Source organism: Rhizobium sp. S96 (assembly GCF_030382195.1).
GTDB lineage: Bacteria > Pseudomonadota > Alphaproteobacteria > Rhizobiales > Rhizobiaceae > Rhizobium.
This window is the reverse complement of sequence record NZ_JAUDRY010000003.1, coordinates 482,613-503,750: the sequence shown is the minus strand read 5'-3', so window position 1 is coordinate 503,750 and position 21,138 is coordinate 482,613. Positions and strand designations below refer to the sequence as shown.

22 protein-coding genes are annotated in these 21,138 nt (G+C 61.5%); 6 read left to right on the top strand and 16 right to left on the bottom strand.

All coding sequences use genetic code 11. The features are described from left to right. Positions 1–82: 82 nt before the first annotated feature. Positions 83–535, bottom strand: a complete 453-nt coding sequence (locus QTL94_RS03475; protein ID WP_289800598.1) for a TspO/MBR family protein — start codon at positions 533–535, stop codon at positions 83–85. 136 nt (positions 536–671) lie between these two features. Here QTL94_RS03475 and QTL94_RS03470 point away from each other — a divergent pair, with 136 nt between their 5' ends. Then, complete coding sequence (locus QTL94_RS03470; protein ID WP_289800597.1) at positions 672–1,748, top strand: DUF2252 family protein; 1,077 nt, start codon at positions 672–674, stop codon at positions 1,746–1,748. Here QTL94_RS03470 and QTL94_RS03465 read toward each other — a convergent pair. The 6 genes from QTL94_RS03465 to QTL94_RS03440 all read right to left on the bottom strand — a co-directional run bounded on the left by QTL94_RS03465 (position 1,734) and on the right by QTL94_RS03440 (position 8,779). Beyond that, the gene (locus tag QTL94_RS03465) at positions 1,734–2,831 is read right to left on the bottom strand and encodes a DUF1513 domain-containing protein (protein WP_289800596.1); all 1,098 of its coding nucleotides are present in this window, start codon (positions 2,829–2,831) and stop codon (positions 1,734–1,736) included. The two genes, QTL94_RS03470 and QTL94_RS03465, sit on opposite strands and share 15 nt — an antisense overlap. 3 nt (positions 2,832–2,834) lie before the next feature. Continuing rightward, entirely contained in the window at positions 2,835–3,929 is a 1,095-nt protein-coding gene (locus QTL94_RS03460) for an imelysin family protein (protein ID WP_289800595.1), read from the bottom strand. Continuing rightward, complete coding sequence (locus tag QTL94_RS03455) at positions 3,929–5,467, bottom strand: di-heme oxidoreductase family protein (RefSeq protein ID WP_289800594.1); 1,539 nt, start codon at positions 5,465–5,467, stop codon at positions 3,929–3,931. The genes QTL94_RS03460 and QTL94_RS03455 overlap by 1 nt, the downstream gene beginning before the upstream one ends. A gap of 46 nt (positions 5,468–5,513) precedes the next feature. Next, on the bottom strand, positions 5,514–6,794 hold the full coding sequence (locus QTL94_RS03450) for an imelysin family protein (protein WP_289800593.1): 1,281 nt from the start codon (positions 6,792–6,794) through the stop codon (positions 5,514–5,516). 215 nt (positions 6,795–7,009) lie between these two features. Then, on the bottom strand, positions 7,010–8,299 hold the full coding sequence (locus QTL94_RS03445; RefSeq protein ID WP_065692482.1) for an RsmB/NOP family class I SAM-dependent RNA methyltransferase: 1,290 nt from the start codon (positions 8,297–8,299) through the stop codon (positions 7,010–7,012). 156 nt (positions 8,300–8,455) lie between these two features. Next, the gene (locus QTL94_RS03440; RefSeq protein WP_244499522.1) at positions 8,456–8,779 is read right to left on the bottom strand and encodes a septal ring lytic transglycosylase RlpA family protein; all 324 of its coding nucleotides are present in this window, start codon (positions 8,777–8,779) and stop codon (positions 8,456–8,458) included. Here QTL94_RS03440 and QTL94_RS03435 point away from each other — a divergent pair. Then, the gene (locus tag QTL94_RS03435; protein WP_244499523.1) at positions 8,673–8,996 is read left to right on the top strand and encodes a hypothetical protein; all 324 of its coding nucleotides are present in this window, start codon (positions 8,673–8,675) and stop codon (positions 8,994–8,996) included. The two genes, QTL94_RS03440 and QTL94_RS03435, sit on opposite strands and share 107 nt — an antisense overlap. A gap of 230 nt (positions 8,997–9,226) precedes the next feature. Here QTL94_RS03435 and QTL94_RS03430 read toward each other — a convergent pair whose 3' ends face one another. Genes QTL94_RS03430 through QTL94_RS03420 form a run of 3 tightly spaced genes read right to left on the bottom strand, consistent with a single transcriptional unit; the run spans position 9,227 to position 11,962 of the window. Further along, the gene (locus QTL94_RS03430; RefSeq protein WP_065692480.1) at positions 9,227–10,099 is read right to left on the bottom strand and encodes an SDR family oxidoreductase; all 873 of its coding nucleotides are present in this window, start codon (positions 10,097–10,099) and stop codon (positions 9,227–9,229) included. After that, positions 10,099–11,259, bottom strand: coding sequence for a tRNA epoxyqueuosine(34) reductase QueG (queG, locus tag QTL94_RS03425; RefSeq protein ID WP_289800592.1), 1,161 nt, complete (start codon positions 11,257–11,259; stop codon positions 10,099–10,101). Before queG ends, QTL94_RS03430 begins: the two co-directional genes overlap by 1 nt. 10 nt (positions 11,260–11,269) lie before the next feature. Further along, the gene (locus QTL94_RS03420; protein ID WP_065692478.1) at positions 11,270–11,962 is read right to left on the bottom strand and encodes a glutathione S-transferase family protein; all 693 of its coding nucleotides are present in this window, start codon (positions 11,960–11,962) and stop codon (positions 11,270–11,272) included. Positions 11,963–12,238: 276 nt separating this feature from the next. Here QTL94_RS03420 and QTL94_RS03415 point away from each other — a divergent pair, with 276 nt between their 5' ends. After that, positions 12,239–13,036 carry an undecaprenyl-diphosphate phosphatase gene (locus tag QTL94_RS03415; protein ID WP_065692477.1) on the top strand — a complete coding sequence of 266 codons (798 nt, stop codon included), beginning with the start codon at positions 12,239–12,241 and terminating at the stop codon, positions 13,034–13,036. Positions 13,037–13,573: 537 nt separating this feature from the next. On the opposite strand, the gene QTL94_RS03410 is transcribed toward QTL94_RS03415, so the two are convergent. The 6 genes from QTL94_RS03410 to dnaN all read right to left on the bottom strand — a co-directional run bounded on the left by QTL94_RS03410 (position 13,574) and on the right by dnaN (position 18,088). Continuing rightward, positions 13,574–14,554 carry a complex I NDUFA9 subunit family protein gene (locus tag QTL94_RS03410; protein ID WP_065692476.1) on the bottom strand — a complete coding sequence of 327 codons (981 nt, stop codon included), beginning with the start codon at positions 14,552–14,554 and terminating at the stop codon, positions 13,574–13,576. A 109-nt stretch (positions 14,555–14,663) separates the two neighbouring features. After that, complete coding sequence (locus QTL94_RS03405) at positions 14,664–14,951, bottom strand: DUF1330 domain-containing protein (RefSeq protein ID WP_065692475.1); 288 nt, start codon at positions 14,949–14,951, stop codon at positions 14,664–14,666. Positions 14,952–14,976: 25 nt separating this feature from the next. Beyond that, entirely contained in the window at positions 14,977–15,672 is a 696-nt protein-coding gene (gene pyrF / locus QTL94_RS03400; RefSeq protein ID WP_065692474.1) for an orotidine-5'-phosphate decarboxylase, read from the bottom strand. Between the two features lies 1 nt (position 15,673). Next, the gene (locus QTL94_RS03395) at positions 15,674–16,261 is read right to left on the bottom strand and encodes a histidine phosphatase family protein (protein ID WP_065692473.1); all 588 of its coding nucleotides are present in this window, start codon (positions 16,259–16,261) and stop codon (positions 15,674–15,676) included. A gap of 1 nt (position 16,262) precedes the next feature. Beyond that, entirely contained in the window at positions 16,263–16,856 is a 594-nt protein-coding gene (gene pmtA, locus QTL94_RS03390; protein WP_065692472.1) for a phospholipid N-methyltransferase PmtA, read from the bottom strand. 113 nt (positions 16,857–16,969) lie between these two features. Next, entirely contained in the window at positions 16,970–18,088 is a 1,119-nt protein-coding gene (dnaN, locus tag QTL94_RS03385; protein WP_065692471.1) for a DNA polymerase III subunit beta, read from the bottom strand. Positions 18,089–18,416: 328 nt separating this feature from the next. On the opposite strand from dnaN, the gene rsmI reads away from it, so the two are divergent. From rsmI to QTL94_RS03370, 3 genes are all read left to right on the top strand, one after another. Next, positions 18,417–19,274 (top strand): 16S rRNA (cytidine(1402)-2'-O)-methyltransferase, encoded by an 858-nt coding sequence (gene rsmI, locus QTL94_RS03380; RefSeq protein WP_065692495.1) that lies wholly within the window; start codon positions 18,417–18,419, stop codon positions 19,272–19,274. Further along, entirely contained in the window at positions 19,267–19,635 is a 369-nt protein-coding gene (locus tag QTL94_RS03375; protein WP_065692470.1) for a YraN family protein, read from the top strand. Before rsmI ends, QTL94_RS03375 begins: the two co-directional genes overlap by 8 nt. Positions 19,636–19,761: 126 nt before the next feature. Beyond that, on the top strand, positions 19,762–21,060 hold the full coding sequence (locus tag QTL94_RS03370) for an extracellular solute-binding protein (RefSeq protein WP_065692469.1): 1,299 nt from the start codon (positions 19,762–19,764) through the stop codon (positions 21,058–21,060). Positions 21,061–21,138: the final 78 nt, after the last annotated feature.

The following is a 21,138-nucleotide window of genomic DNA, read 5'->3' as shown; positions in this document are numbered from 1 at the left end:
CCGGGCGGGCGTAGCCGGCATAATTCCAGTGCAAACCGAAGATGTTAAGGCACGGGGAGGGCAGCTTGGCTCTTGCGCCGGTTCAGTTCAAATAGGCGATGGACGCGTTGAGCACGGTCGCGAAACCCACCCACGCCGCATAGGGAACGAACAGCAATGCCGCGACCCGGTCGGCGCGCCACCGGTTTCCGATGAAGGCAAGAACCACCACGAGCAGGACAAGGATGATCGCCAGCGCGACGGGCGGCTTTTGCAGACCGAAGAAAAACGGCGACCAGAGGAAATTGAGAACCATCTGGCAGGCCCAGATCAGCATGCCCACGGAGAGATGCCCGCGCAGCCATGTCCGGGCGCCGGCAATGCCGATCACGACGTAGAGGACCGACCAAACCGGACCGAAGATCCAGTTGGGCGGATTGAACGATGGTTTGGCAAGCGATTGATACCACTCGCCTGGAAGATTGTTGATGCCGATGGCCAAACCGCCGCCGAGTGCGATGGCGACGAAGATGATGTAGGTCAGGGCTCTGCTCATGCGCGGGAAATAGGGCGGCGCTTGCGACCTGCCAGATCGGGCATCCTTGCGATTTAAGCGCGCAGTCTCGCCATCTCGATTGCCCCGCGGAGGGGCGGGTATATTCTGCGCTAGATCGATATTTCGAGGAGCCGGCATGGCAACCTTTTCACAGTCTGTGCAAGCCTACGAGGCCTGGCTACGCCAACAACTCGGAAGCGACCTTGTCGAGAACGATCTTGCGCGCAAGCACGCGAAGATGAAGACAAACGGCTTCGTCTTCCTGCGCGCGACCTACTGGCGGTGGGCGGAGACGATTCTCGATGTCTGCCCCGATTTCAAGGCTGCGCCACAGGTGCTCGCCATCGGCGACACCCATCTGGAGAACTTCGGCACCTGGCGCGATGCCGAGGGGCGGCTGGTGTGGGGCGCCAACGATTTCGACGATGCGGCCGTTATGCCCTATGCCTTCGACCTTATCCGCCTGACGGCAAGCGCGCTTCTGGCGCGCGGCAGCGATGGTCCGGCCGCGCATGCGATCGCCGAGCCCATCCTCACTGGCTATCGTCGTGCCATCGCCGCGCCGATGCCCGTCATCCTCGAACGCGATCATAAATGGCTGCGCAAGGCGCTGCTGCTGCCCGATGCCGAGCGCAAGGAGTTCTGGGACAAGTTCGCGTCGTTGCGTCCTGCGACAAAGCCGGTGCCGGCCGCCTATCATCAGGCGCTGCAAGTGGCTCTGCCGGGCGGTTCTCCGGCGTTTGATCCAAAGCCCCGCACGGCGGGAACCGGCAGCCTCGGCCGTCCACGCTTTGTCGCCTATGTGGATTGGCAGGGTGGACCGGTGCTGCGGGAAGCAAAGGCGATGCTGCAGTCGGCATGGTCGCTGGCGCACAATCCGGCAGATCGCGCAATCCACGCCGTCGATATCGCGGCGGGAAGAATGCGCTGTGCCGATCCGCACTATGAGCTGCAAGGTTCCATTCTCGTCCGGCGTCTCTCGCCCAACAGCACGAAGATCGAGATCGATCGAAATCCGGGCCTGTTGCTCTCGCCCGATATGCTCGATCTAATGGGCTTCGAGATCGGCAATTGCCATGCAAGCGATCCGTCCGTCGGGCCGGCGATCGAGCGGGATATCAAGGCGCGAAGCGGCACCTGGTTGTCCGACGCGGCAAAGGCCGCGGCCGCCGCGATCACGGCGGAGCAGAAAGCGTGGTCACAGACGGCGTGACGGCGCGATCCGCACGATGTGCTGGTCCCAGGCGACATTGCTGCGCGACCCGAGGAAATCGCCGTCGTAGGATGACACAGCAAAACCGTCCGTCGCCGGCGCGATGCCCGCGGCGTCGGGAACGGTCGTCTCGCTGAGCACCTTGCCGCTGCGGGCATCGATGGTCACGGCAACGCCGCCCTTGGGGGAGGTAACTCCCACAAGGCCGTCCTTCCGGTTCACGGCGATCGCCCCGACATAGTTTGCCAGCCTGCGCGTCGTCTCCTCGGGCAGTTCGACGAAGCGAAGGTCTTCGCCCTTGGCGAATGATCCCACCAGCGGCGGCAGGTCGTTGCGGTGGCCCTCGTATTGGCAGGCAAACCAGATGCGCCCGCTATCGTCGATATCGACGTGGCGCGTCGAAACCCGTGCCCATTGCGGTGGCAGGGCATGCTTTTCGATCAGCCCGCCCGTTGCCGCATCGATCAGCGTCAGCGACGGCTGCATGTTTGCCAGGTTGAGCTTCGTCCGGCCGGTATCCGGGTGCGTCTCGATCCCGCCATTGGCGACAACAAGCATCCGCCCGTCGTCGGTAACCGTCATGTCGTGCGGACCGACGCCATAGGTCTCGAATTCGCCGATACGCGCAAAGCGGTTCGTGGCGTCGTAAAGCCCGATCATGCCGCGATTGGCGTCGAAATCGTTCTCGCTCGCGTAGAGGATGCGACCGTCCGGTGAAAACGCCCCATGGCCATAGAAATGGCGGCCCTCGACAGAGGCAATCACGATGGGATCGGTCTTGTCGTGCGCATCGAAGATCATTGCATAGGTGCCGGGACGTCGCGCGAAGGCGACGGTCTTGCCCGTCGCCGGACTGAATGCCATCCCGTGGGCCCGCGCCGGCAGGGCGACGCGATCGACGATCTCGCCACGCTCCGTCACCGTAGCCACGGCATAGGAGCCGTTGGCATCGCGCATTCCCGAGGCATAGACGGCGTCGGCACGCTCAAGCGCCATCAGGGCGCGCGGCTGCAGGGCGGCCAGAAAACCGAGCCCGGCAGCTTTGACAAAACGACGCCGGTCAATCGCCGAACTGTTCCACATCAGTCAATCGCCGTCCGAGAAGGAGAAGCCGGCAGAAAGGCCGATGGCCGAGCCGTAGTCGTCGCTGATCTTGGTGATGAGCTCGCGCGTGCTGACGAGCAGAGCGTCAAGCTTTTCCTTCTCGGCATCGCTGGTCGCGACCTCGATGTCGGGATTGAGCTTCGGTACCACCTCCAGCAGCGACTTCAGGTTCGCGTCGATTGCCTCGGCGATCGGCTTGCGGTCGGCGGGCAGCAGTTCGGCCATGCCGGCCTTCTGCCAGAGCGTCCGCAGGCCTTCGAGATTGGCCGCCATCGACTTCCAGGTGTTCTTCGAGCGCCAGTAGATGGCCATCTTCGGCCGGGGAGCGCTGTCCTTACCCTTGTAGAACTGTTCGAGACGCTGATCGCGAACGGTTTCGGCACCATGCACGAGGATGCCGAGCAGCGCTGTCACGGCTTCCTTGTTGTCCACGAAGTCTTCGCTCTTCGGCCCCGGATGCTTCCAGCTGCCCTGGACGCCGTCAGGCTTTTCCCAGGCGGCGACAACTTCGCCGGCTTCGCGCTGGACATTGCCGGCAACGGCCGCGCCATAGAGGCAGCGGAAGCCGTTCTTCTGCTTGATAAGGTCTTCGGAGCCGGTGCCGTAAAGCACGTATTCGAGTGCCGTCAGGCCCTGCAGCGCAACGCTCTTGCCGGCGATCGTATCGACCGTCGTGTCTTTCGGATCGGCCTTGGCGATCAGCGCCTGCACCTGCTTCAGGCCAACGCCCTTGCGGTCGGGATAGAAGAGAATGTGCTCGAAGAGATTGTCCTGAATGACGGGCCCGATCTGAACGATCTCGATGTTGGACCAGTAGCGGATCGTATCGTCGAACGCCGATTTCGCCTTGTCCAGCGTCTGCTGTGTAGCGTCGTCGCACAAGTCCTTCATTGCGGTCGTCAGCCGCGCTGCCGATTGCTGCGCATTGCGGTAGCCCGGCCGGATCACCTCGTCGACGGCGCGCTGCATCACAGCAGGAACCGCGTCCTCATTGAGCCCGACCTGTGGTGCGGCATCTTGTGCGAAGGCGGATGAAGCAAGGGCAAACGAAAGGACGAGGGGGTGCCAAAGGCGCATCAAAGGGACTCCAGGAATGTAATCAGTGCCTGCCTATCATCCCTAGGCAGGGATGCGAAAGCGTCACGCTCTTTTTGTGCTTCGCCGCCATGCCACAGGATAGCCTCGGTGAGGTTCCTGGCACGGCCGTCATGAAGGAAAAAGCTGTGTCCGCTGACAGTCTTGGTGAGACCTATACCCCATAGCGGCGGTGTGCGCCATTCACGTCCGCTTGCCAGGCCAACCTGTTGTCCATCGGCAAGGCCATCGCCCATGTCATGGAGCAGGAAGTCGGAGTAGGGCCAGATAAGCTGGAAGGATTGCGCCTTGTCGGAGCTGTCGCGACGGGTGACGAATTTGGGCACATGGCAGGAAATGCAGCCGCTTTCGTAAAAGACCTGCTTGCCCCTCAGTGTTTCGGGAAAGCTTGCCTTGCGCCGCGCCGGCACTGCCAGATTGGCAGAGTAGAAGGTCACGAGGTCGAGGATCGGCCCGGGGGCTTCCTCGTTGCCGAGGCGCTTCTGGACGCCGGTCGGCATGGTCCGGCACTTTGCCTCGGCCTGCGTGCAATCGCCGTGCGCGTCCGGTTTGTCCGGGGTGGAAATGCCAATGTCATTGGAGAAGGCGCCGGCGCTCTGATCGCGCACGGTCGCATTCTGTGCCTTCCAGCCGAAGCGTCCGAGGGCAATCTTGCCGGTTTGGTGGTCGCGAACGATGGCGGCCTTGCCGTGGATGCCGTCGCCATTCGTGTCGTCGGGGTCGGCGTGGGCAAGAATATCAGCTTCCGGTATCGCTTCGATCAGGCCTAGCCCGATCATGGCCGGCGCGACGCGTGGCGAGATCGTCGTAGCGGCATTCAACGGGCCATAGGCGAGGTCCGTGGCCGAATAGGTCGGCCTGCGCAGCGAAATCCTCTCGCCGTCGCCGAGCGTGACCGTTTCTTCGGTATAGCGGATCGCCATCCGGCCTTCCGAGGCAAGGCCCGGCACCGCGAGTTCCTGCAACTGGTGGCCATAGGTCGGATCGGGAAAGTTGAGGACATCGGCGCTGGCGATGGCACGCTGCTCCTCGGGCGTTGCGGCCGCGCGGGACAGTCGAAGGAACATAGAAAGCGAAGCGGCGCCATTTTCCGGCGGCTTGCCGCGCCCGTCGTTGACATGGCAGCTCATGCAGGAGCGGGCGTTATAAAGCGGCCCGAGGCCGTCCGATGCCTGCGTCGAAGACGGCGCGGACACCCAGAGCTTCTTGAAGAGCGCGTTGCCCAGCTTGAAGTTCTGTTCTTCCTCGAAGGGAATGTTGGCGGAGATATGCGAGAAGGCACGGTGCGTGACCGGATCGATGGAGGTCGCGCCGCCCGCCTGCATCGCCTCGTACTGTTCGGCCTTCGAAAAATCGGTGGTCGGCCGCGTCACATCGGCGACGCGTTTTGCGTCTGTATCGGAAAGGTCGGTCCGCTGGGTCGGGAGATCGAAACCGTACGCCAGAGCGACGGAAAAACCGGCAATCGCGGCGCAGAATGCTGCGCTACTGAGAAGACGACGAGCCGGGAAAGGCGACATTTCGGAGTTCGGGCCGCTTCGATAGCGAAGCGGCCCGCCTTTTCACTTATTTGAAGACCGCGCTAGGATTATCCAAGCTGTCGGAACCTTCAAGCTTGACCGTGCCGAGATCGAGTGCGGCAATAACGCGCTGCACGGACTTGGTCTGATTGACGAGGCCGTCGATGGCAGTCTGGACAACGGCATTGCCCTTCTTGTTGCCTTCGGCGATCATCTGGTCATACTTTTCGACCGTGTCGCCGCGCTTTGCCATGGCGTGCATCGCCTTGAGCGTCGCGTCGAGCTTGCCCTGCATTTCCTTGTCGAGCTTCTTGTCCTTGGCTGCGACGAGATCATGCAGCGACGGACCCTTCATCTTCGTGCCGTCGACGCGGGTGTAGTTGCCGGTGTAAGCGGCAGCGATGCCGATCGCGTCGTTGAGGTGCGAGTTGTAGGTGTTGTCGGAGAAGCAATCATGCTCTTCTTCCGGATCGTGCAGGATCAGGCCGAGCTTCATGCGCTCGCCGGCCAGTTCGCCGTAGGAGAGCGAGCCCATGCCGGTCAGTATGGCAACGAGGCCAGCCTTGGGGTCGGCTTCGACATGCTTGGTCGCTTCGCCATCCGGAGCCCAGTTGTTGGTCATCTCCTGGAGATCGGAAACCAGCAGGGTCGAGGCGGACTTCAGATATTCGGCGCGGCGGTCGCAATTGCCGTGCGTGCAATTCTTGAGGTCATAATCGGTGGCAGGACGGTTGCCGGCGCCCGGGCCGGTGCCGTTCAGATCCTGGCCCCAGAGCAGGAATTCGATGGCGTGGTAGCCCGTCGCGACGTTGGCGTCGACACCGCCGGCCCCAGCGAGCGTCCCGGAAAGAAATTCTGGCGTCAGCTTCGAAGCGTCGACATCCTTGCCGTCGATCTTGATCGTCTTGTTGGCGATGACGTTGGCGACATAGAGCGCGTTTTCATCGCTTTCCGTGCCGTACGAGGCGTCGACATAGTCGATCAGGCCTTCGTCGAGCGGCCAGGAGTTGACCTTGCCTTCCCAGTCGTCAACGATCGGGTTGCCGAAGCGGTAGACTTCCGTCTGCTGATAAGGAACGCGAGCCTTGATCCATGCTGCGCGCGCCGCCTTCAGCGTCGAATCCGTCGGCTCCTTCAAGAACGCGTCGATGGCAACGTCGAGTGCCTTGGCCGTCGTCAGCGCGTCTTCATATTTCGCGTGGCCGACTTCTGTATAATGCTTGACCACAGCTGCAGCATCAGGTGCTGCGATTGCGGGAACGGCGGAAACGGCAATCGGCGCCGCCACCAGCGCCAGCGCTGCGTAAAAATTCCTGTTGAGTTTCATGGTCCTCTCCTGTGACGGACGTTCCGTCTGAATCCGGCTTCGTCTCTTCGCGCAAAAGTAAACTGGTGTCAAATAATCTAGTTTGGAACGGTTTTAAGAATTGGGCTGGCGCAAAATAGCTGGCACGTAGGCCTGTGATTCAGGGAGATATGGACAAAGCGCATCGACCGCGAGTCGCTCGGCGACGCCCGGTCTTCGGCATTCGCGATACCGGGTCAGCCCTTGCGCTGCAGCTTGCTGAAGAAGAAGCCGTCGGTATCAGTCGAGGCGGGGGTGAGCGTGATCGTCTTGCCGTCCGACGAGCGCGGCCGCGGGCTGTCCTTGCCGAACAGTTTGTCCCAATCGGGAATCGCGCTGACGATCTCGAATTCCGGATGTGCGACGCTGAAGGCGCGAACCTGCTCTTCATTCTCCTGCGGCAGGACCGAGCAGGTGACGTAGAGCAATTCTCCGCCCGGACGGACATACGCGCTCGCCTGCTTCAGTGCGTCCTGCTGCTGGGAGGTGCGTTCATCGAGATTCTTTGTCGTCAGGCGCCATTTGGTATCGGGACGACGGCGCCAGGTTCCGGTGCCGGTGCAGGGCGCATCGACGAGAACCTTATCGCAGTGTTCGGACAGGCTCTTGAGATCCCTGGCATCGTCGTGGACCTGCACGTTGCGGGTGCCGGCGCGCTTCAGCCGTTCGATGATCGGCGCCAGCCGCTTGCGGTCGGCGTCATAGGCGTGAACCTGGCCCTTGTTGTGCATGGCGGCCGACATGGCGAGCGTCTTGCCGCCGCCGCCTGCGCAATAGTCGAGGATCTGCTCGCCGTCCTTCGCCATCACGAGATCCGCGACGATCTGCGATCCTTCATCCTGAACTTCGAACCAACCTTTTTGGAACGAAAGCTCGGCGGTGACGTTAGGAAGACGAGAGGCACCTTCGCCGGCCGGAATCCGGATGCCGTACCGTGCGATGGTTGCTGCTTGAGCGCCTGCGCGCTCCAGCGCCTTGACGGCCTTTTCGCGGGTAGCCTTCAGGATGTTGGCGCGAAGATCGAGCGTCGGGCGAGTGGCAAGCGCTTGTGCCTCTGCAAGCCATGTGTCGGAGAAGGCTTGCTCGAATGACGGGACAACCCATTCCGGGATGTCACCCTGGATATAGGAAGGAGCATCAACGAGCTGTCGGCTTTGGAATGCGGAAAGTGCGGCCTCGGAAAGCGGGCTCGGTGCGAACTTGTCGTCTGTAAGCTCAGCGGAAAGCGTTTCCGGCGTAAAACCCCACTGGCGGAACATGACCGCGTGAGCAATGGCTGACGCGCTATCGTCATCCATGAGCCAGGCATGGGACAGGCGCATGCGAAGGGCGTCGTAGACGATGTTGCCGATCGCGGCCCGGTCGCCGGATCCGGCAAAGCGATGCGCGAGACCCCAGTCTTTCAGCGCATCGGCAACTGGCCGTCTGCGGGCATCGATATCAGCAAGAACCGAAATTGCCCCTTCGAGCCGTCCGCCCAACCGCATCTAAACAGCTCCTATCGCTTAAGGTCAAAACACCGGGCTTGTGAACAATCCGCAGGAAGCGCGACTGACGCAGCGGATTGTTCACAAGTCTCAATCGCGTGGTTACCCGCGATTGGTGGTAAGAGCAAGCGGCCCGTTTGGATACGGTAGCGGCGCTTAGCCGATGACTTCGTAGCAGACCTTTGCCGTGCCGGTGCTAACCATGCCGATGTTCTGAGCGGCAGCGCGGGAAAGATCGAGCACGCGGCCGCGGATGAACGGGCCACGATCGTTGACGCGAACGACGACACTACGGCCGTTGTTACGGTTGGTAACTTTCAGCTTCGTCCCAAATGCAAGTGAACGGTGTGCAGCAGTATTGATGGTGGGGTTCATGCGTTCCCCGGAAGCGGTTTTGGAGCGAAGTGCGTACCATGAAGCGCCACCACAACCATTTGCAGCAAAACCTTCCATCGGAAGGATGGTAGAACAGGCTGCTATAGTCGTTGCGGCGATAATAGAACGGCAGATTTTCTTCAAAACGGATTGTCCCTCTACTGTTGAACTTGCGCCTTTGCGGGCGGTGGGGCTTAAATCCGTCGAAAAATGGCAAAAAAGTGCCGCCAATGATCACGCAATGTTACAGAGTGTAACATTTGTGATTGAGTCGCAATTGATTCGACAGGCCCGACAAGAGGGGAAGGTAGAAAAAGATTAAGGAAATCAAGTAAAATTAGAACATTTTTTGCAGGCGGGATTCCGCGCAACCCGCGATCACAAAATCAATAAAAATAATTTTGCGCGCGCGCCATAATTCTTGCCCCATTTGCGCAAATTCAGAGGCCGTTAACCATAAATTGGAGAGAAAAGTGGTTGTCGGCGCGAGAAGGTAGGAATTTCCTACCGATCCATCGCATGCGATCTATGAAGCATAAAGCCGAGTTTTTTCTACCCGCGCCAGCGATCTTGCTGCAACAACTGCGCGAGTGAGGCGGGATAGGTCGGAAATTCGAAGGCAAAGCCGGCGGCTTTCAGCTTCGCGTTCGAGACCCGCTTGTTCTCGCCGTAGAACGATCTGGCCATGGGCGTCAGCTCCGCCGTCTCGAACGGTTGCTCCGGCGGCGGCTCGACGCCCATCAGGCGCGACGCCTCGACAATGACGTCCTGCGGAGGGCCGGGCCGATCATCCGTCACATTATATATGCCGCCCAGTTCCCGATCGGCCAGAAAGCGCGTGGCTGCCCCGATATCCTCGACGCGGATCCGGTTGAAGACCTGATCCTTCTTGATCAGGCGTCGCGCCGTACCGCGTTGCAGATTGCAGAAAGCGTTGCGGCCGGGCCCGTAGATACCGGAAAGGCGCAGCACGGCGGCGGGGATGCCGAGCTCTTGCCCAGCAACCGCCCACGCAGCCTCGGCCTCAAGGCGCTCCTTGGACCTGCCGGATACCGGAACGCACGGCGTGTCCTCCGTCACCCAGTTGCCCTTGTGGTCGCCGTAGACGCCGACGGTCGAGAGATAGCCGATCCAGGCAAGATCCGGCATGAGCTGGCGAATGCGTCCGCTGGCCAGTCGGATCAGCGGATCGCCGCTATCCCGGGGCGCGATCGATTGCACGAGGTGCGTTGCCGACGCCATGGCGGCAAGGAGGTCGTCGGTGAGAACCTCGCCGTCAAAGACAAAGGCGTCGATGCCGGCGGCGCGGAGGCTTGCTGCCTTTTCCGGCGAGCGCGTCGTGCCGGAGACGCGGAAGCCATTGGCCAGGAACGCCTTGCCGATCGCCGTGCCCGAGTAGCCGCAGCCGAAAATCACCAGATGCATCACACCGCTCCTGCCAGTCTCCATTCGTCCAGCACGTCGCCGTCCGACTCATCTGCCGGCCTTTGTGCCGCAAAGGTCGAGAATTCGCCAGCCTCCATCAGCCGCGATAGCGCCCACACGGCCATGCCCCGCACCACGGGCGAGGGATCTGCCGATAGCGCCCGACACTGCGCAATAAGGCCACGGTCGCCGGAATTGCCGGCTGCAATGAGGGTGTTGCGAACAAAGCGATCGCGGCCGATCCGCTTGACCGGCGATCCGCTGAAGAATGTGCGAAAGGTCGGGTCGTCGAGATCGAGCAGATAACCGATTGACGGTTCCTTCAGATCCTCGCGGGCCTGAAGCTTCATCTCCCACGCCTCGCGGGCGAACTTGTTCCACGGGCAAGCCGCCAGACAGTCGTCACAGCCATAGATACGATTGCCGATCAGCGGTCGCAGCTGCGGGTCGATCGCTCCCTTGTGCTCGATCGTCAGGTAGGAGATGCAGCGTCGCGCATCGATCTGGTAGGGCGCCGGAAAGGCGCCGGTCGGGCAGGCGTCGAGACAGGCCCGGCAGGAACCGCAGTGGTCAATCTCCGGCGCGTCGATCGTAAGGTCGGCGGTGGTGAACATCGAGCCGAGAAACAGCCATGAGCCGTGCACGCGGCTGACGAGATTGGTGTGCTTTCCCTGCCAGCCGAGGCCCGCCGCCGCCGCGAGCGGCTTTTCCATCACCGGCGCGGTATCGACAAAGACCTTGACGTCAGCGCCGGCACGGGCCGCGAACCGTGTCGCGATCTCCTTCAGTCGGCCCTTGATGACATCGTGATAGTCGCGGTTGCGAGCGTAGACAGAAATGGCCGCCTTGTCCGGCTTGTCCAGAATGCCACGCGGATCTTCGTCGGGACCATAGTTCAGGCCAAAGACGACAATCGATTTGACGTCGCTCCAGAGCGTGCGGGGATCGCCGCGTCGGTCGCGGGTCTCCGCCATCCATTCCATGGTGCCGTGCCGCCCTGCGTCGATGAACTCGCCGAGGCGGGCTTTCGCGTCCGGAATGGTGTCAGGACTCGTGATCCGACAGAGGTCGAAGCCGAGCGCCTGCGCTTCCGCGCGCACGAAGGCGGTCAAGGTTTCGCGGCGTTTGTGCTCCTTGGCCTCTGCGGTTCGTTCGGGCATACGGCCCTCGTCAGAAATCCAGATCGGCGTAGTGAGAAACCGGCGTCAGGCCGCGCACGCGCTCGGTCAGCATCGGACGGAAAGACGGTCGCGACTTCAGTCGCTGATACCAGTCCTTGACCATCGGCGATTCCGACCAGTCGATCTCGCCGAGATAGTCAAGGATCGAAATCGAGGCAGCCGCGGCGAGGTCGGCATAGCTCATGCGTTCGCCCGCCAGCCACTGGCGCGAGCCGGAAAGCCAGGTGAGGTACTTCATGTGCTGCCGGATATTGGCCCGCGCGGTCCGCAGGATCTTCGAATCCGGCGCACCGCCGCCCTGGTCCGCCGTCATCTGCAGCTTGTAGACACGCTCGCGGGCGAGCGGCTTGGTGACGTCCGTCTCCATCTTGGTCATGAACCATTCCGTCAGCCGACGAATTTCGGCGCGCTGGAAGGGGTCTTCGGCAAGAAGGCGCCGGTCGCGCTTCAAGACGCCATGCGTCTCGTCAAGATATTCGGAGATGACGCTCGCGCCACAGAGCGCGCGCATGCTGTCGTCGACGTAAACCGGCAGCGTGCCGGCCGGATTAAGCGCCAGGAAGTCCCGGCGCTTCTCCCAGGTCTGTTCTTCGATCAGGTCTGCCTGATAACCGTACTCCGTCAGGATCAACCGGACGAAGCGTGATGCGGATGACATGGGGTGATGATAGAGCGTGGGCATCGAGACTCGGATTTTTGATGGGTGGGTCGCACTTGCAGGGGCGCAACAATCATAGCGCCCTAGTCATGACTCATTCGTTGAAGCTATAGGAGTTTGGCCCTTCCAATACAAGCGAGTCGGGCTGCCCAACGCCTGACAAAGGATGTGGACATCGCTGAACAGCTCTCACCAGCAGCCAAGTGGCCCGCGCCACACACTTGTCGAACGCGACGGATGCCGCCCCCCACGGCATGAGCACAACTCAGGTCCGAGCAAACTCTAAACCGGAGACATTATATGGACTATATAAACGCTGTAATTCTAGGCATCGTAGAAGGGATTACCGAGTTTCTCCCGATCTCGAGCACCGGCCATCTCATCATTGCCGAACAATGGCTGGGCCATCGGTCCGATCTGTTCAATATCGTTATCCAGGCTGGCGCGATTCTCGCCGTCACCATCATCTATTGGCGCCGCCTCTGGGATCTCGTGATCGGCTGGCGGGACCCGAAAAACCGCTCTTACGCGGGCAAGCTGATCGTCGCATTTCTGATCACCGCGGTCCTCGGCCTGATCGTCAAGAAGCTTGGCTTCGAGCTGCCCGAGACTGCGACGCCGGTCGCCTGGGCGCTGATCATCGGCGGCTTCTGGATGATTTTCGCGGAATGGATCGCCGCGCGCCGGCCGCAGTACAAGAGCATTACCTGGTACGTCGCCATCCTGGTCGGTATCGCCCAGGTGGTTGCGGGCGTTTTCCCGGGAACGTCGCGCTCCGGCGCCACGATTTTCGTGGCCATGCTGGCCGGTACCGGCAATCGCGCTGCTGCGACCGAATTCGCGTTTCTGGTCGGCATTCCCACGATGTACGCGGCAAGCGCCTATGAATTGCTGAAGACGTTCAAGGATGGCGGCGCGGCAAACGAGGACTGGACCGGTCTTGGGATCGCTTTCGTCGTTTCCACGATCGTCGCGTTCGTCGCCGTCAAATGGCTTCTGTCCTACATCCAGAGCCACCGCTTCACGGTGTTTGCGGTCTACCGCATCATTCTCGGCGCTGTCCTGCTCGGCATGGCTGCAGCCGGCATGATCGCCTGAGGCGAGGTATACGGTGCATTCGCGCCGTGGTGGCGCGGATGCGGCAGTCCAGAGATTGTCGAAGAGACAACAAAGCCGGCTCTCAGGCCGGCTTTTTCATTACCGGTTGATGGAACCGGTTTCGCAAGGGTCTACGCCATAAGCCGGCGAACACTCGCCCTTCACTGCCGCGACCGAACCCGGCGCAATGAAGGAACCCGCCAGAATAACCAGCGCCGCACACGCAAAAAGGAGCGCGATTGACCTACCCATCGAAAAAGCCTTTCAAGTCGTTTAGCGCGCCGAAGACTGGCGCTGAGTCCATGCACAGACGCGCGGGGTGTGTAGTCAGAGGAATGATAAATAGCAATAAACGTTCCTGCTAAATTTGGTGTTAATTCCGCTAATTTTCTCGTGCGTCTTTTATGCAACGCTTGGTAGGCCAAAAGGGTGGAAAACGTCGCCGTTGCGGCGGTCTTGTCCACAGCCGCCCGCAATGAAAAACGCCGCCCGCGGGGTGTCGCGAGCGGCGTCAGGAAAGGCGAGAAGCTTGGCTGTTCAGGCAGCCTTGCCGGAGCCGGTGTACTGGCCATGCGGGCGATACTGCACGAGGTAGGAATCGAGCACCGAGTTGACCAGCGTCGGCGTGATCCCGAGGTGAGACAGCGTGCGGCCTTCCGCTTCGGCTTCCTTGGAGACGACATTGTCCTTCTTCAGCAGGCGCACCTGGTCCGGAGTGATCGGCGGCGCGACGAAGGGAACCAGCGATGCAATGCTGCCGATCAGCGAGGCAATCCCGAAGGGAATGGAGACGAGACGGTTCGTGCGGCTCGTCGCCTTGAGCACGGCCTCGAGACATTCGCGGAAGGTCAGCACTTCAGGGCCGCCGAGTTCGTAGATCTTGCCACCCTCGACCTTGCCTTCGACAGCCTTGGCCACGGCTTCGGCAACGTCGACGACATAGACCGGCTGGAACTTCGTCTTGCCACCGCCGATGAGCGGGAGGGCAGGGGCGAGGCGCGCCATGTCGGCGAACTTGTTGAAGAAGTTGTCCTCGGGGCCGAAGACGATCGACGGGCGATAGATGATCGCGTCAGGCTTGATGGAATGGATTGCCGCTTCCGCGCGACCCTTGGTGCGGGCATAGCCGGAATCGGAATGTGTGTTGGCGCCGATCGCCGAAAGATGGATCAGCTTCGCGCCGACGCTGCGGGCGGCTTCAGCAACCGCGCGGGCACCGAATTCCTGGACCGCTTCAAACGAGTTGCGCCCGGCTTCGTGCAGGATGCCGACGCAGTTGACGACGTAGTCGGCGCCATCGACTGCGCGGTCGATGGAGTTCCGATAGCGCAGGTTCGCCTGTACGAAGGAAATCTGGCCGACATTGCCGAGCGGCTGCAGGAAGCCAGCAAGGTCGGGGCGGCGCACGGCGACGCGGATGCGATAGCCGCGCTTGGCAAGTGCGCGCACGACGTGCCTGCCGATGAAGCCGGACCCTCCGAACACGGTGACGAGTGGCGGCAGGTTGGCAAGGGTCATGGCAGGCTCCTCGAAAGGCTGATTTGGAAGGTCGTTGAATTCGTCTTAGACCAATAGCGGCGCGACGAAAAGGGCCGTCGCGTCGCAGTTCTCATGGCTTAAAATTCGATCAGATGCCTTCGACGACAACCATCTCGGCGTCGGCGATCTCCTGGCGGATCTTTGCGGCGATCTGGTATTCCGGCGAATTGTAGCAATCGACCGCGTGCTGCATCGAGGGAAACTCGATCACCACATTGCGGGCCCGTGCGTTGCCTTCGAGTTCCGTGATCGCGCCCCCGCGGGCGAGGAAGTTCGCGCCGTATTTCTCGAAGGCCGGCTTTGCCGCTGCGACATAATCCTTGTAGCGATCGGGCTGGCGTACATCGACGCGTGCGATCCAGTATCCTTTTGCCATCTGACGTCTCCCTTGCTTTGTTGGACTATTGGAGGGCGGCCGCCATTTCCGCAAGGATGGCGCGAGTGGCTTCCTTGGGATCGGGCGCCTTGATGATCGGGCGCGCCACGACGAGATGGCTCGATCCCGCTTTCAGGGCCTCGGCAGGCGTCATCACCCGCTTCTGGTCGCCCTTGTCGCTGCCCGCCGGGCGGATACCCGGGGTCACGAGGGCCATGTCGGGGCCGATGATCTTGCGCACGGCCGCAGACTCCTCCGCGGAACAGACGATGCCGCCCATGCCGGCCAGATGTGCCTGCTCGGCGCGGCGAAGCACCAGCGTATGCGGATCGTATTCGTAGCCTGCGGCTATGAGGTCCTGCTCGTCCATGGATGTCAGGACGGTAACGCCGAGCAGGCAGAGATCGGATCCCTTGGCCGCTTCCACGGCGGCCTTCATCGCCTTCGGGTAGGCGTGCAGGGTCAGCATCGACATTCCCATCTTCACGATGTTCTCGACGCCGGAGGCGATCGTGTTGTCGATGTCGAGCAGCTTCATGTCGAGGAAGATCTTCTTGCCGCTCTGGGCAAGCTCGCGGGCGAATTCGAGGCCGCCGGCGAAGACGAGCTGGTAGCCGATCTTGTAGAAAATGACATCGTCACCGAGCGTCGAGACCATCTTTTCGGCCTCACCAAGCGTTGGAACATCCAGTCCGACGATCAGCCGCTCGCGTGCGTCCATGTCACATCCATCCTTGCCACTCTTCGATAGGCGTCCAGTCGCATGATAAGCGCCGATCTGCAAGGCTGAAAGCATAGAGATTGCCGCCGCCTGCCGGCTGGTCCCGGTCGCGTCCGATGGGCCGCCCCTGCAGGTGGCATTTCAGCAATGTGCCGACGCCGCCGTGGCCGATGAAGGCGATGGGCTGGGAGGCGTCGTGCGTGGAAAGGATCGCTTCGACCGCGGCGACAATCCGCTGCTGCGCATCAGCTGCTCGCTCCCATCCGCGAAAACTGGCCAGCGGATTGGCAAAGAACCAGTCCGCAGCCTTCTCGAATTCGGCAGGCGGCAGGAAGCCGGTCGCGGAGCGGTCGTTTTCATGCATGCCGTCAACGATCTCGACGGGAACCCCGGCCACATCGGAGAGAAGCTGCGCGGTCTCGATCGCTTTGGTCTCGTCGCTGGAAATGATGCGCCGCAGCTGCGCCACCCAGGGCCGTTGCGCGGCCTGGCGGGCGCGCGCGGCGCCCAGATCCGACAGTCCCCATTTTGGCACGGGAACGTCGGGATCGATCTTTACTTGCGGATGGGTGATGTAGAGGCCGAACACCTCAGCCGCGCCGGTAGATCCAGAGCTGAGCCGGCGGAATGTTGCGCACGATGAAGTCGAAATGCTGGATATGGTAGCGATCCGGACGTGCGATGATCGGCGATACCGGGCCGTAGGAGATCTGTACCACGGGGCGCCCCGCCGGCAGGCGGTCGAGCAGGCTTTCCAGCATGGCGATGCGCGCCTGCATTGGAAAGTTCAGGAGGGGCACGGCCGACACGACGGAATCGAAGGTCTGGCCTTCCATGTGAGCCAGCGTCTTGTCGAGATTGAAGGCGTCGCCGTTGATGAAGTTCACGCCGGGGTAGAGGCGCATCAGGTGTTCGTAGAAGTCCGTCGAATACTCGATGGCGACGAGGTTTTCAGGCTTCACGCCGCGTCCGAGAATGGCCTTCGTGATCGCGCCGGTGCCGGGACCGAGTTCGAGAACCGGCAGGCCGGAATGCGGGTTGACGACGCTGGCCATCTTGCGCGCGGTGATGGAAGAAGTGGGGACGATGGAGCCGACCGTCTTCGGTCCCTGCATCATTCCTTTGAAGAAGCGGATCTCTTCGTCGAACTTCTTTCCCAGCCGTTCCTTCAGGCGCAATGCCATGCCGTCCTCCTTGATTCAACAAACACCCCCGCACCTAATTGCAGGCAGTCGACGTGAAAAACAAGCCCAAACGTCGCAATCGGCAAAGTTTGTGAAGCAAATGCGACGTCGTCCTAGACGCGCATCGGCATCAGCACGTAGAGCGCATCGTCGCCGGCCGTGTCGCGAATGAGCGTCGGCGAACCGGCGTCCGCGAGCAGGAAGATTGCCTCGTCGCCGGAAAGCTGGGCGGTGATGTCGAGCAGATATTTGGCGTTGAAGCCGATTTCCATGGCGTCGGTATCGTATCCGACGGCGACTTCTTCCGTGGCACTACCGGAATCAGGGTTGTTGACCGTCAGCAGCAGCTGGCCGTCCGACAGGGCGAGTTTCACGGCGCGGCCACGCTCGGACGAAATCGTCGAAACGCGGTCGACGGCCTGCGCGAAGCTCGTGCAATCGACGCGCATTTCCTTGTCGTTGCCGGTCGGGATGACGCGCTGATAATCCGGGAAGGTGCCGTCGATCAGCTTCGAGGTCATGACGATCGAACCAATGGAAAGGCGGATCTTGGCGTCGGACACTTCGACGGTGACCATGGCCTCCGGGTTGTCGACCAGTTTCTGCAGTTCGCCGACCGTCTTGCGCGGAATGATGATGCCGGGCATGCCTTCCGAACCCGACGGCGCCTTGACGTCGGCGCGGGCGAGGCGGTGACCGTCGGTCGCCACGGCGCGCAGCTTCAGGTCGCCCTCGCTTTCGATCGTATGGAAGAAGATGCCGTTCAGGTAATAGCGGGTTTCCTCGGTCGAGATCGCAAACTGCGTGCGATCGATCAACATCTTCAGGTCGGTCGCCTTGAGCTTGAACGTGTGGCTGAACGTGCCGGCGGTCAGATCCGGGAAGTCGGATTCCGGCAGGCACTGCAGTGAGAATTTCGAGCGGCCGGACTGCACGCTCATCGACCCGCCATCGGTGCTCGTCGCCAGCAGAACCTCGGAACCGTCAGGCAGCTTGCGCACGATGTCGTAAAGAAGGTGGGCGGGAACCGTCGTTGCGCCGGCTTGCTCGACATTGGCGGGCGTCGCTTCCGTCACTTCCAGATCGAGGTCGGTCGCCTTCATGTCGAGGTTCTGGCCGTCAGCACGCAGCAGGATGTTGGACAGGATCGGGATCGTGTTGCGGCGTTCGACCACGCGGTGCACGTGGTTCAGCGACTTCAAAAGGTTGGACCGCTCAATAGTAATACGCATGGGATGCTACCGCTTTCGACCGTTACTGTCCGGGCGCGCGCCGCGCGCCTGAAGAATGCCTTTGCCCAAACATGGGACCGGAGGAGTGGACGGGCAAAATGGCAGAATTTTGCGGCCGAATGCAAGAGGTGCGAACGCGCCGGTTGCTGCATTTGCGGTTTTCCCCGCAGATGCTCACAGAAATCGCCACCCCTTGCGGGGCGGCTGCCCCTTGCCGAAGAGTGGGGCCTCGCCCATAAAGGCCGGAAGCCAGAAAGGGCAACAGATCTTGAGCAATGACGACGCGACGATAGAGGGCGGCAGGCAGCGCAGCTTCCGCCTGCATAACATGGCCGTTCCCGCCCGGCCGCAGGAGCCTGGACTTTATCTTGTCGCGACGCCGATCGGAAATCTGGGCGATATCACGCTGCGCGCGCTGGAGACGCTGGCCGGTGCCGATGTACTGGCCTGCGAAGATACCCGCGTCACCCGGGTTCTCCTCGATCGCTACGGCATCCAGAACCGGCCTTACGCCTACCACGAGCACAACGCCGACGAGGCGGGGCCGAGATTGCTGGCGGCACTCGAGGCCGGGAAGTCGGTGGCACTCGTTTCCGACGCGGGAACCCCTCTGGTCTCCGATCCCGGCTACCGCCTGGCGCAGTCGGCGATCGAGGCGGGCTATCGCGTCGTGCCCATTCCGGGCGCCTCGGCACCGCTTGCCGCCCTGGTCGGTTCCGGCCTTCCCAACGATGCGTTCCTGTTCGCCGGCTTCCTGCCGACCAAGGACAAGGCACGCCGGGACCGTCTGGCGGCGTTTGTTGCGGTCCCCGCGACGCTGATGTTCTTTGAATCGCCGCACCGCATCGCCGCCACGCTGGTTGCTGCCGCCGATGTTCTGGGCGGCGACCGGGCGGCCTCGGTTTGTCGCGAACTGACCAAGAGCTTCGAGGAGTTTCGTCGCGGCACCCTGGCCGAGCTCGCGGCGCATTATGCCGAGGTCGATAACGTCAAGGGCGAGATCGTCCTAGTCATTGGCCCGCCGCCGGAGAGGCCAGTCGAGCAGGCCGATGTCGATACCATTCTTGCGGACCTCGCGGGGACGATGCCGACGGCAAAGGCCGCCGCGGAGGCGGCTAGGCTGACCGGGCTGCCGCGCAAGGAGCTCTATCAGCGGTTGCTCGACATGAAGGGCAGCGATGGTTGAAGGGGGCGCCGCCAGCAATCGCCGCAGGGCGCTTCGTCGGGGTCATGTCTCCGAATATCTGGCTGCTCTCTTTCTCATGCTCAAGGGCTACCGCATCGTCGCGCTCCGCTACCGCACGAAGCTCGGCGAGATCGATATCATTGCACGCAAGCGCAACGTTGCGGTTTTCGTCGAGGTGAAGGCGAGGCGGGACGAGGCGAGCGCCGTCGATGCGGTGTCGTATACAGCGCAAAATCGCATCAGGGCGGCGAGTGACCTGTGGTTGGCGCGCCAGCGCGATTTCGCTGTGTTGTCCCAGCGTTATGACATCATAGCCATCATTCCCGGCCGGCTGCCGCGCCATTTTCCGGATGCGTTCTGATTATTTTTGCAAGCGCGTGCAAAAAGACGCCGCTTTAACGTGGCTGTCACAAAACCATTAAGGGGTCGTCACATAAGGCCTCTATTGCACTCCTCGCGCCCAATAACGGGTGGAGAGGGATTAGCCATGTTCAAGAAATTTACGATGGCGGCCGTGGCCGTGAGCTTCTCGGCCTCGTCGTCTTTTGCCGCGACCAATATCACTTGGTGGCACGGCATGGGCGGCCGCAACGGCGAAGTCATCAACGAAGTCGCACAGAAGTTCAACGCATCGCAGACGAGCTGCGCCATCACGCCGGTCTCCAAGGGATCGTATGAAGAAGCGCTCGCAGCCGGCATCGCCGCTTTCCGCTCGGGTGAGCAGCCGAACATCCTGCAGGTTTTCGATGCGGGTGCAGCCACGATCATCAACGCCAAGGGCGCTGTCATTCCGGCTGAAGACCTGATCAACAACGCCGGCTACAAGTTCGACCGCAACGCCTTCATCCCGGGCGTTCGCTACCTCTACGCCGCTGCTGACGGCAAGTTCGTCGGCATGCCGTTCAACTCCTCCGCTCCGATCATGTACACCAATCCGGAAGCGCTGAAGAAGGCTGGCGTCGAAGCCCCGAAGACCTGGGAAGAGTTCGAGGCGATCGCGCCGAAGCTCAAGGAAGCCGGCTATATCCCGCTCGTCCAGACGCAGCTGACCTGGGAGTTCACCGAGAACTTCTTCTCGCGCAACAACATCCAGTTCGCCACCAACAACAACGGCTACGACAGCATCGTCGACACCAAGCTCAAGGTCACCGACCCGAATCTCATCATGATGTTCGAGAAGCTGAAGGCCTGGAAGGATGAAGGCTACTTCGCCTATTACGGCGCCGGCTGGAACGACAATCAGAAGCCCTTCGAAGAAGGCAAGGTTGCTCTGTGGATCGGTTCCTCGGGCTCCTTCGGCGGCCTGAAGAAGACGGCAACCATGCCGTTTTCGGCAACCTTTCTGCCTTATTGGAACTCGATCAGCGGCGCTGGCAAGAACACCTTCATCGGCGGTGCTGCCCTCTTCGCGATGGCCGGAAAGCCGGAAGCCGAGAATAAGTGCGTTGCCGACTTCTTCCAGTTCCTGACCTCGCCTGAGATCCAGAAGTTTTACCACCAGGCAACCGGCTACGTCGCCATCACCGAAGCAGCCTACGATCTCGCCAAGAAGGAAGGCTACTACGAGAAGGAGCCTGTCGCCGAAGTCGGTATCAAGCAGCTGAAGCTCGAAGGCGGCGAATGGTCCAAGGGCTATCGCCTCGGCTTCTACCCGCAGATCCGCTCGATCATGGAGCGCGAATACAACCGCATCTTCGCTGGTGAAACCACCGTCAAGGACGCTTTCGACACCATCGAGAAGGAAGGCAACGAACTTCTCGCCCGCTTCGCGAAGACGGCTGGCTGATCCAAGCCACGTCGACCATGACAGTCAACATGGACCTCCCTTCTCCGGAAGGGAGGTCCTATCAGCGATAGAGGACCG

Bases quoted from the DNA above. Each gene is read 5' to 3' on its own strand.
- QTL94_RS03370 (WP_065692469.1), top strand. From the start codon at position 19,762: ATGTTCAAGAAATTTACGATGGCGGCCGTGGCCGTGAGCTTCTCGGCC.
- QTL94_RS03470 (WP_289800597.1), top strand. From the start codon at position 672: ATGGCAACCTTTTCACAGTCTGTGCAAGCCTACGAGGCCTGGCTACGC.
- QTL94_RS03460 (WP_289800595.1), bottom strand. From the start codon at position 3,929: ATGCGCCTTTGGCACCCCCTCGTCCTTTCGTTTGCCCTTGCTTCATCC.
- QTL94_RS03455 (WP_289800594.1), bottom strand. From the start codon at position 5,467: ATGTCGCCTTTCCCGGCTCGTCGTCTTCTCAGTAGCGCAGCATTCTGC.
- QTL94_RS03410 (WP_065692476.1), bottom strand. From the start codon at position 14,554: ATGACCCTTGCCAACCTGCCGCCACTCGTCACCGTGTTCGGAGGGTCC.
- pmtA (WP_065692472.1), bottom strand. From the start codon at position 16,856: ATGGCATTGCGCCTGAAGGAACGGCTGGGAAAGAAGTTCGACGAAGAG.
- QTL94_RS03445 (WP_065692482.1), bottom strand. From the start codon at position 8,299: ATGCGGTTGGGCGGACGGCTCGAAGGGGCAATTTCGGTTCTTGCTGAT.
- QTL94_RS03475 (WP_289800598.1), bottom strand. From the start codon at position 535: ATGAGCAGAGCCCTGACCTACATCATCTTCGTCGCCATCGCACTCGGC.
- QTL94_RS03430 (WP_065692480.1), bottom strand. From the start codon at position 10,099: ATGCATCTGGTGATTTTCGGCTGCGGCTACTCGGGCACGGCGATCGGC.
- queG (WP_289800592.1), bottom strand. From the start codon at position 11,259: ATGCCCGAACGAACCGCAGAGGCCAAGGAGCACAAACGCCGCGAAACC.
- QTL94_RS03415 (WP_065692477.1), top strand. From the start codon at position 12,239: ATGGACTATATAAACGCTGTAATTCTAGGCATCGTAGAAGGGATTACC.
- dnaN (WP_065692471.1), bottom strand. From the start codon at position 18,088: ATGCGTATTACTATTGAGCGGTCCAACCTTTTGAAGTCGCTGAACCAC.
- QTL94_RS03450 (WP_289800593.1), bottom strand. From the start codon at position 6,794: ATGAAACTCAACAGGAATTTTTACGCAGCGCTGGCGCTGGTGGCGGCG.
- rsmI (WP_065692495.1), top strand. From the start codon at position 18,417: ATGGCCGTTCCCGCCCGGCCGCAGGAGCCTGGACTTTATCTTGTCGCG.
- QTL94_RS03420 (WP_065692478.1), bottom strand. From the start codon at position 11,962: ATGCCCACGCTCTATCATCACCCCATGTCATCCGCATCACGCTTCGTC.
- pyrF (WP_065692474.1), bottom strand. From the start codon at position 15,672: ATGGACGCACGCGAGCGGCTGATCGTCGGACTGGATGTTCCAACGCTT.
- QTL94_RS03465 (WP_289800596.1), bottom strand. From the start codon at position 2,831: ATGTGGAACAGTTCGGCGATTGACCGGCGTCGTTTTGTCAAAGCTGCC.
- QTL94_RS03435 (WP_244499523.1), top strand. From the start codon at position 8,673: ATGCGTTCCCCGGAAGCGGTTTTGGAGCGAAGTGCGTACCATGAAGCG.
- QTL94_RS03405 (WP_065692475.1), bottom strand. From the start codon at position 14,951: ATGGCAAAAGGATACTGGATCGCACGCGTCGATGTACGCCAGCCCGAT.
- QTL94_RS03375 (WP_065692470.1), top strand. From the start codon at position 19,267: ATGGTTGAAGGGGGCGCCGCCAGCAATCGCCGCAGGGCGCTTCGTCGG.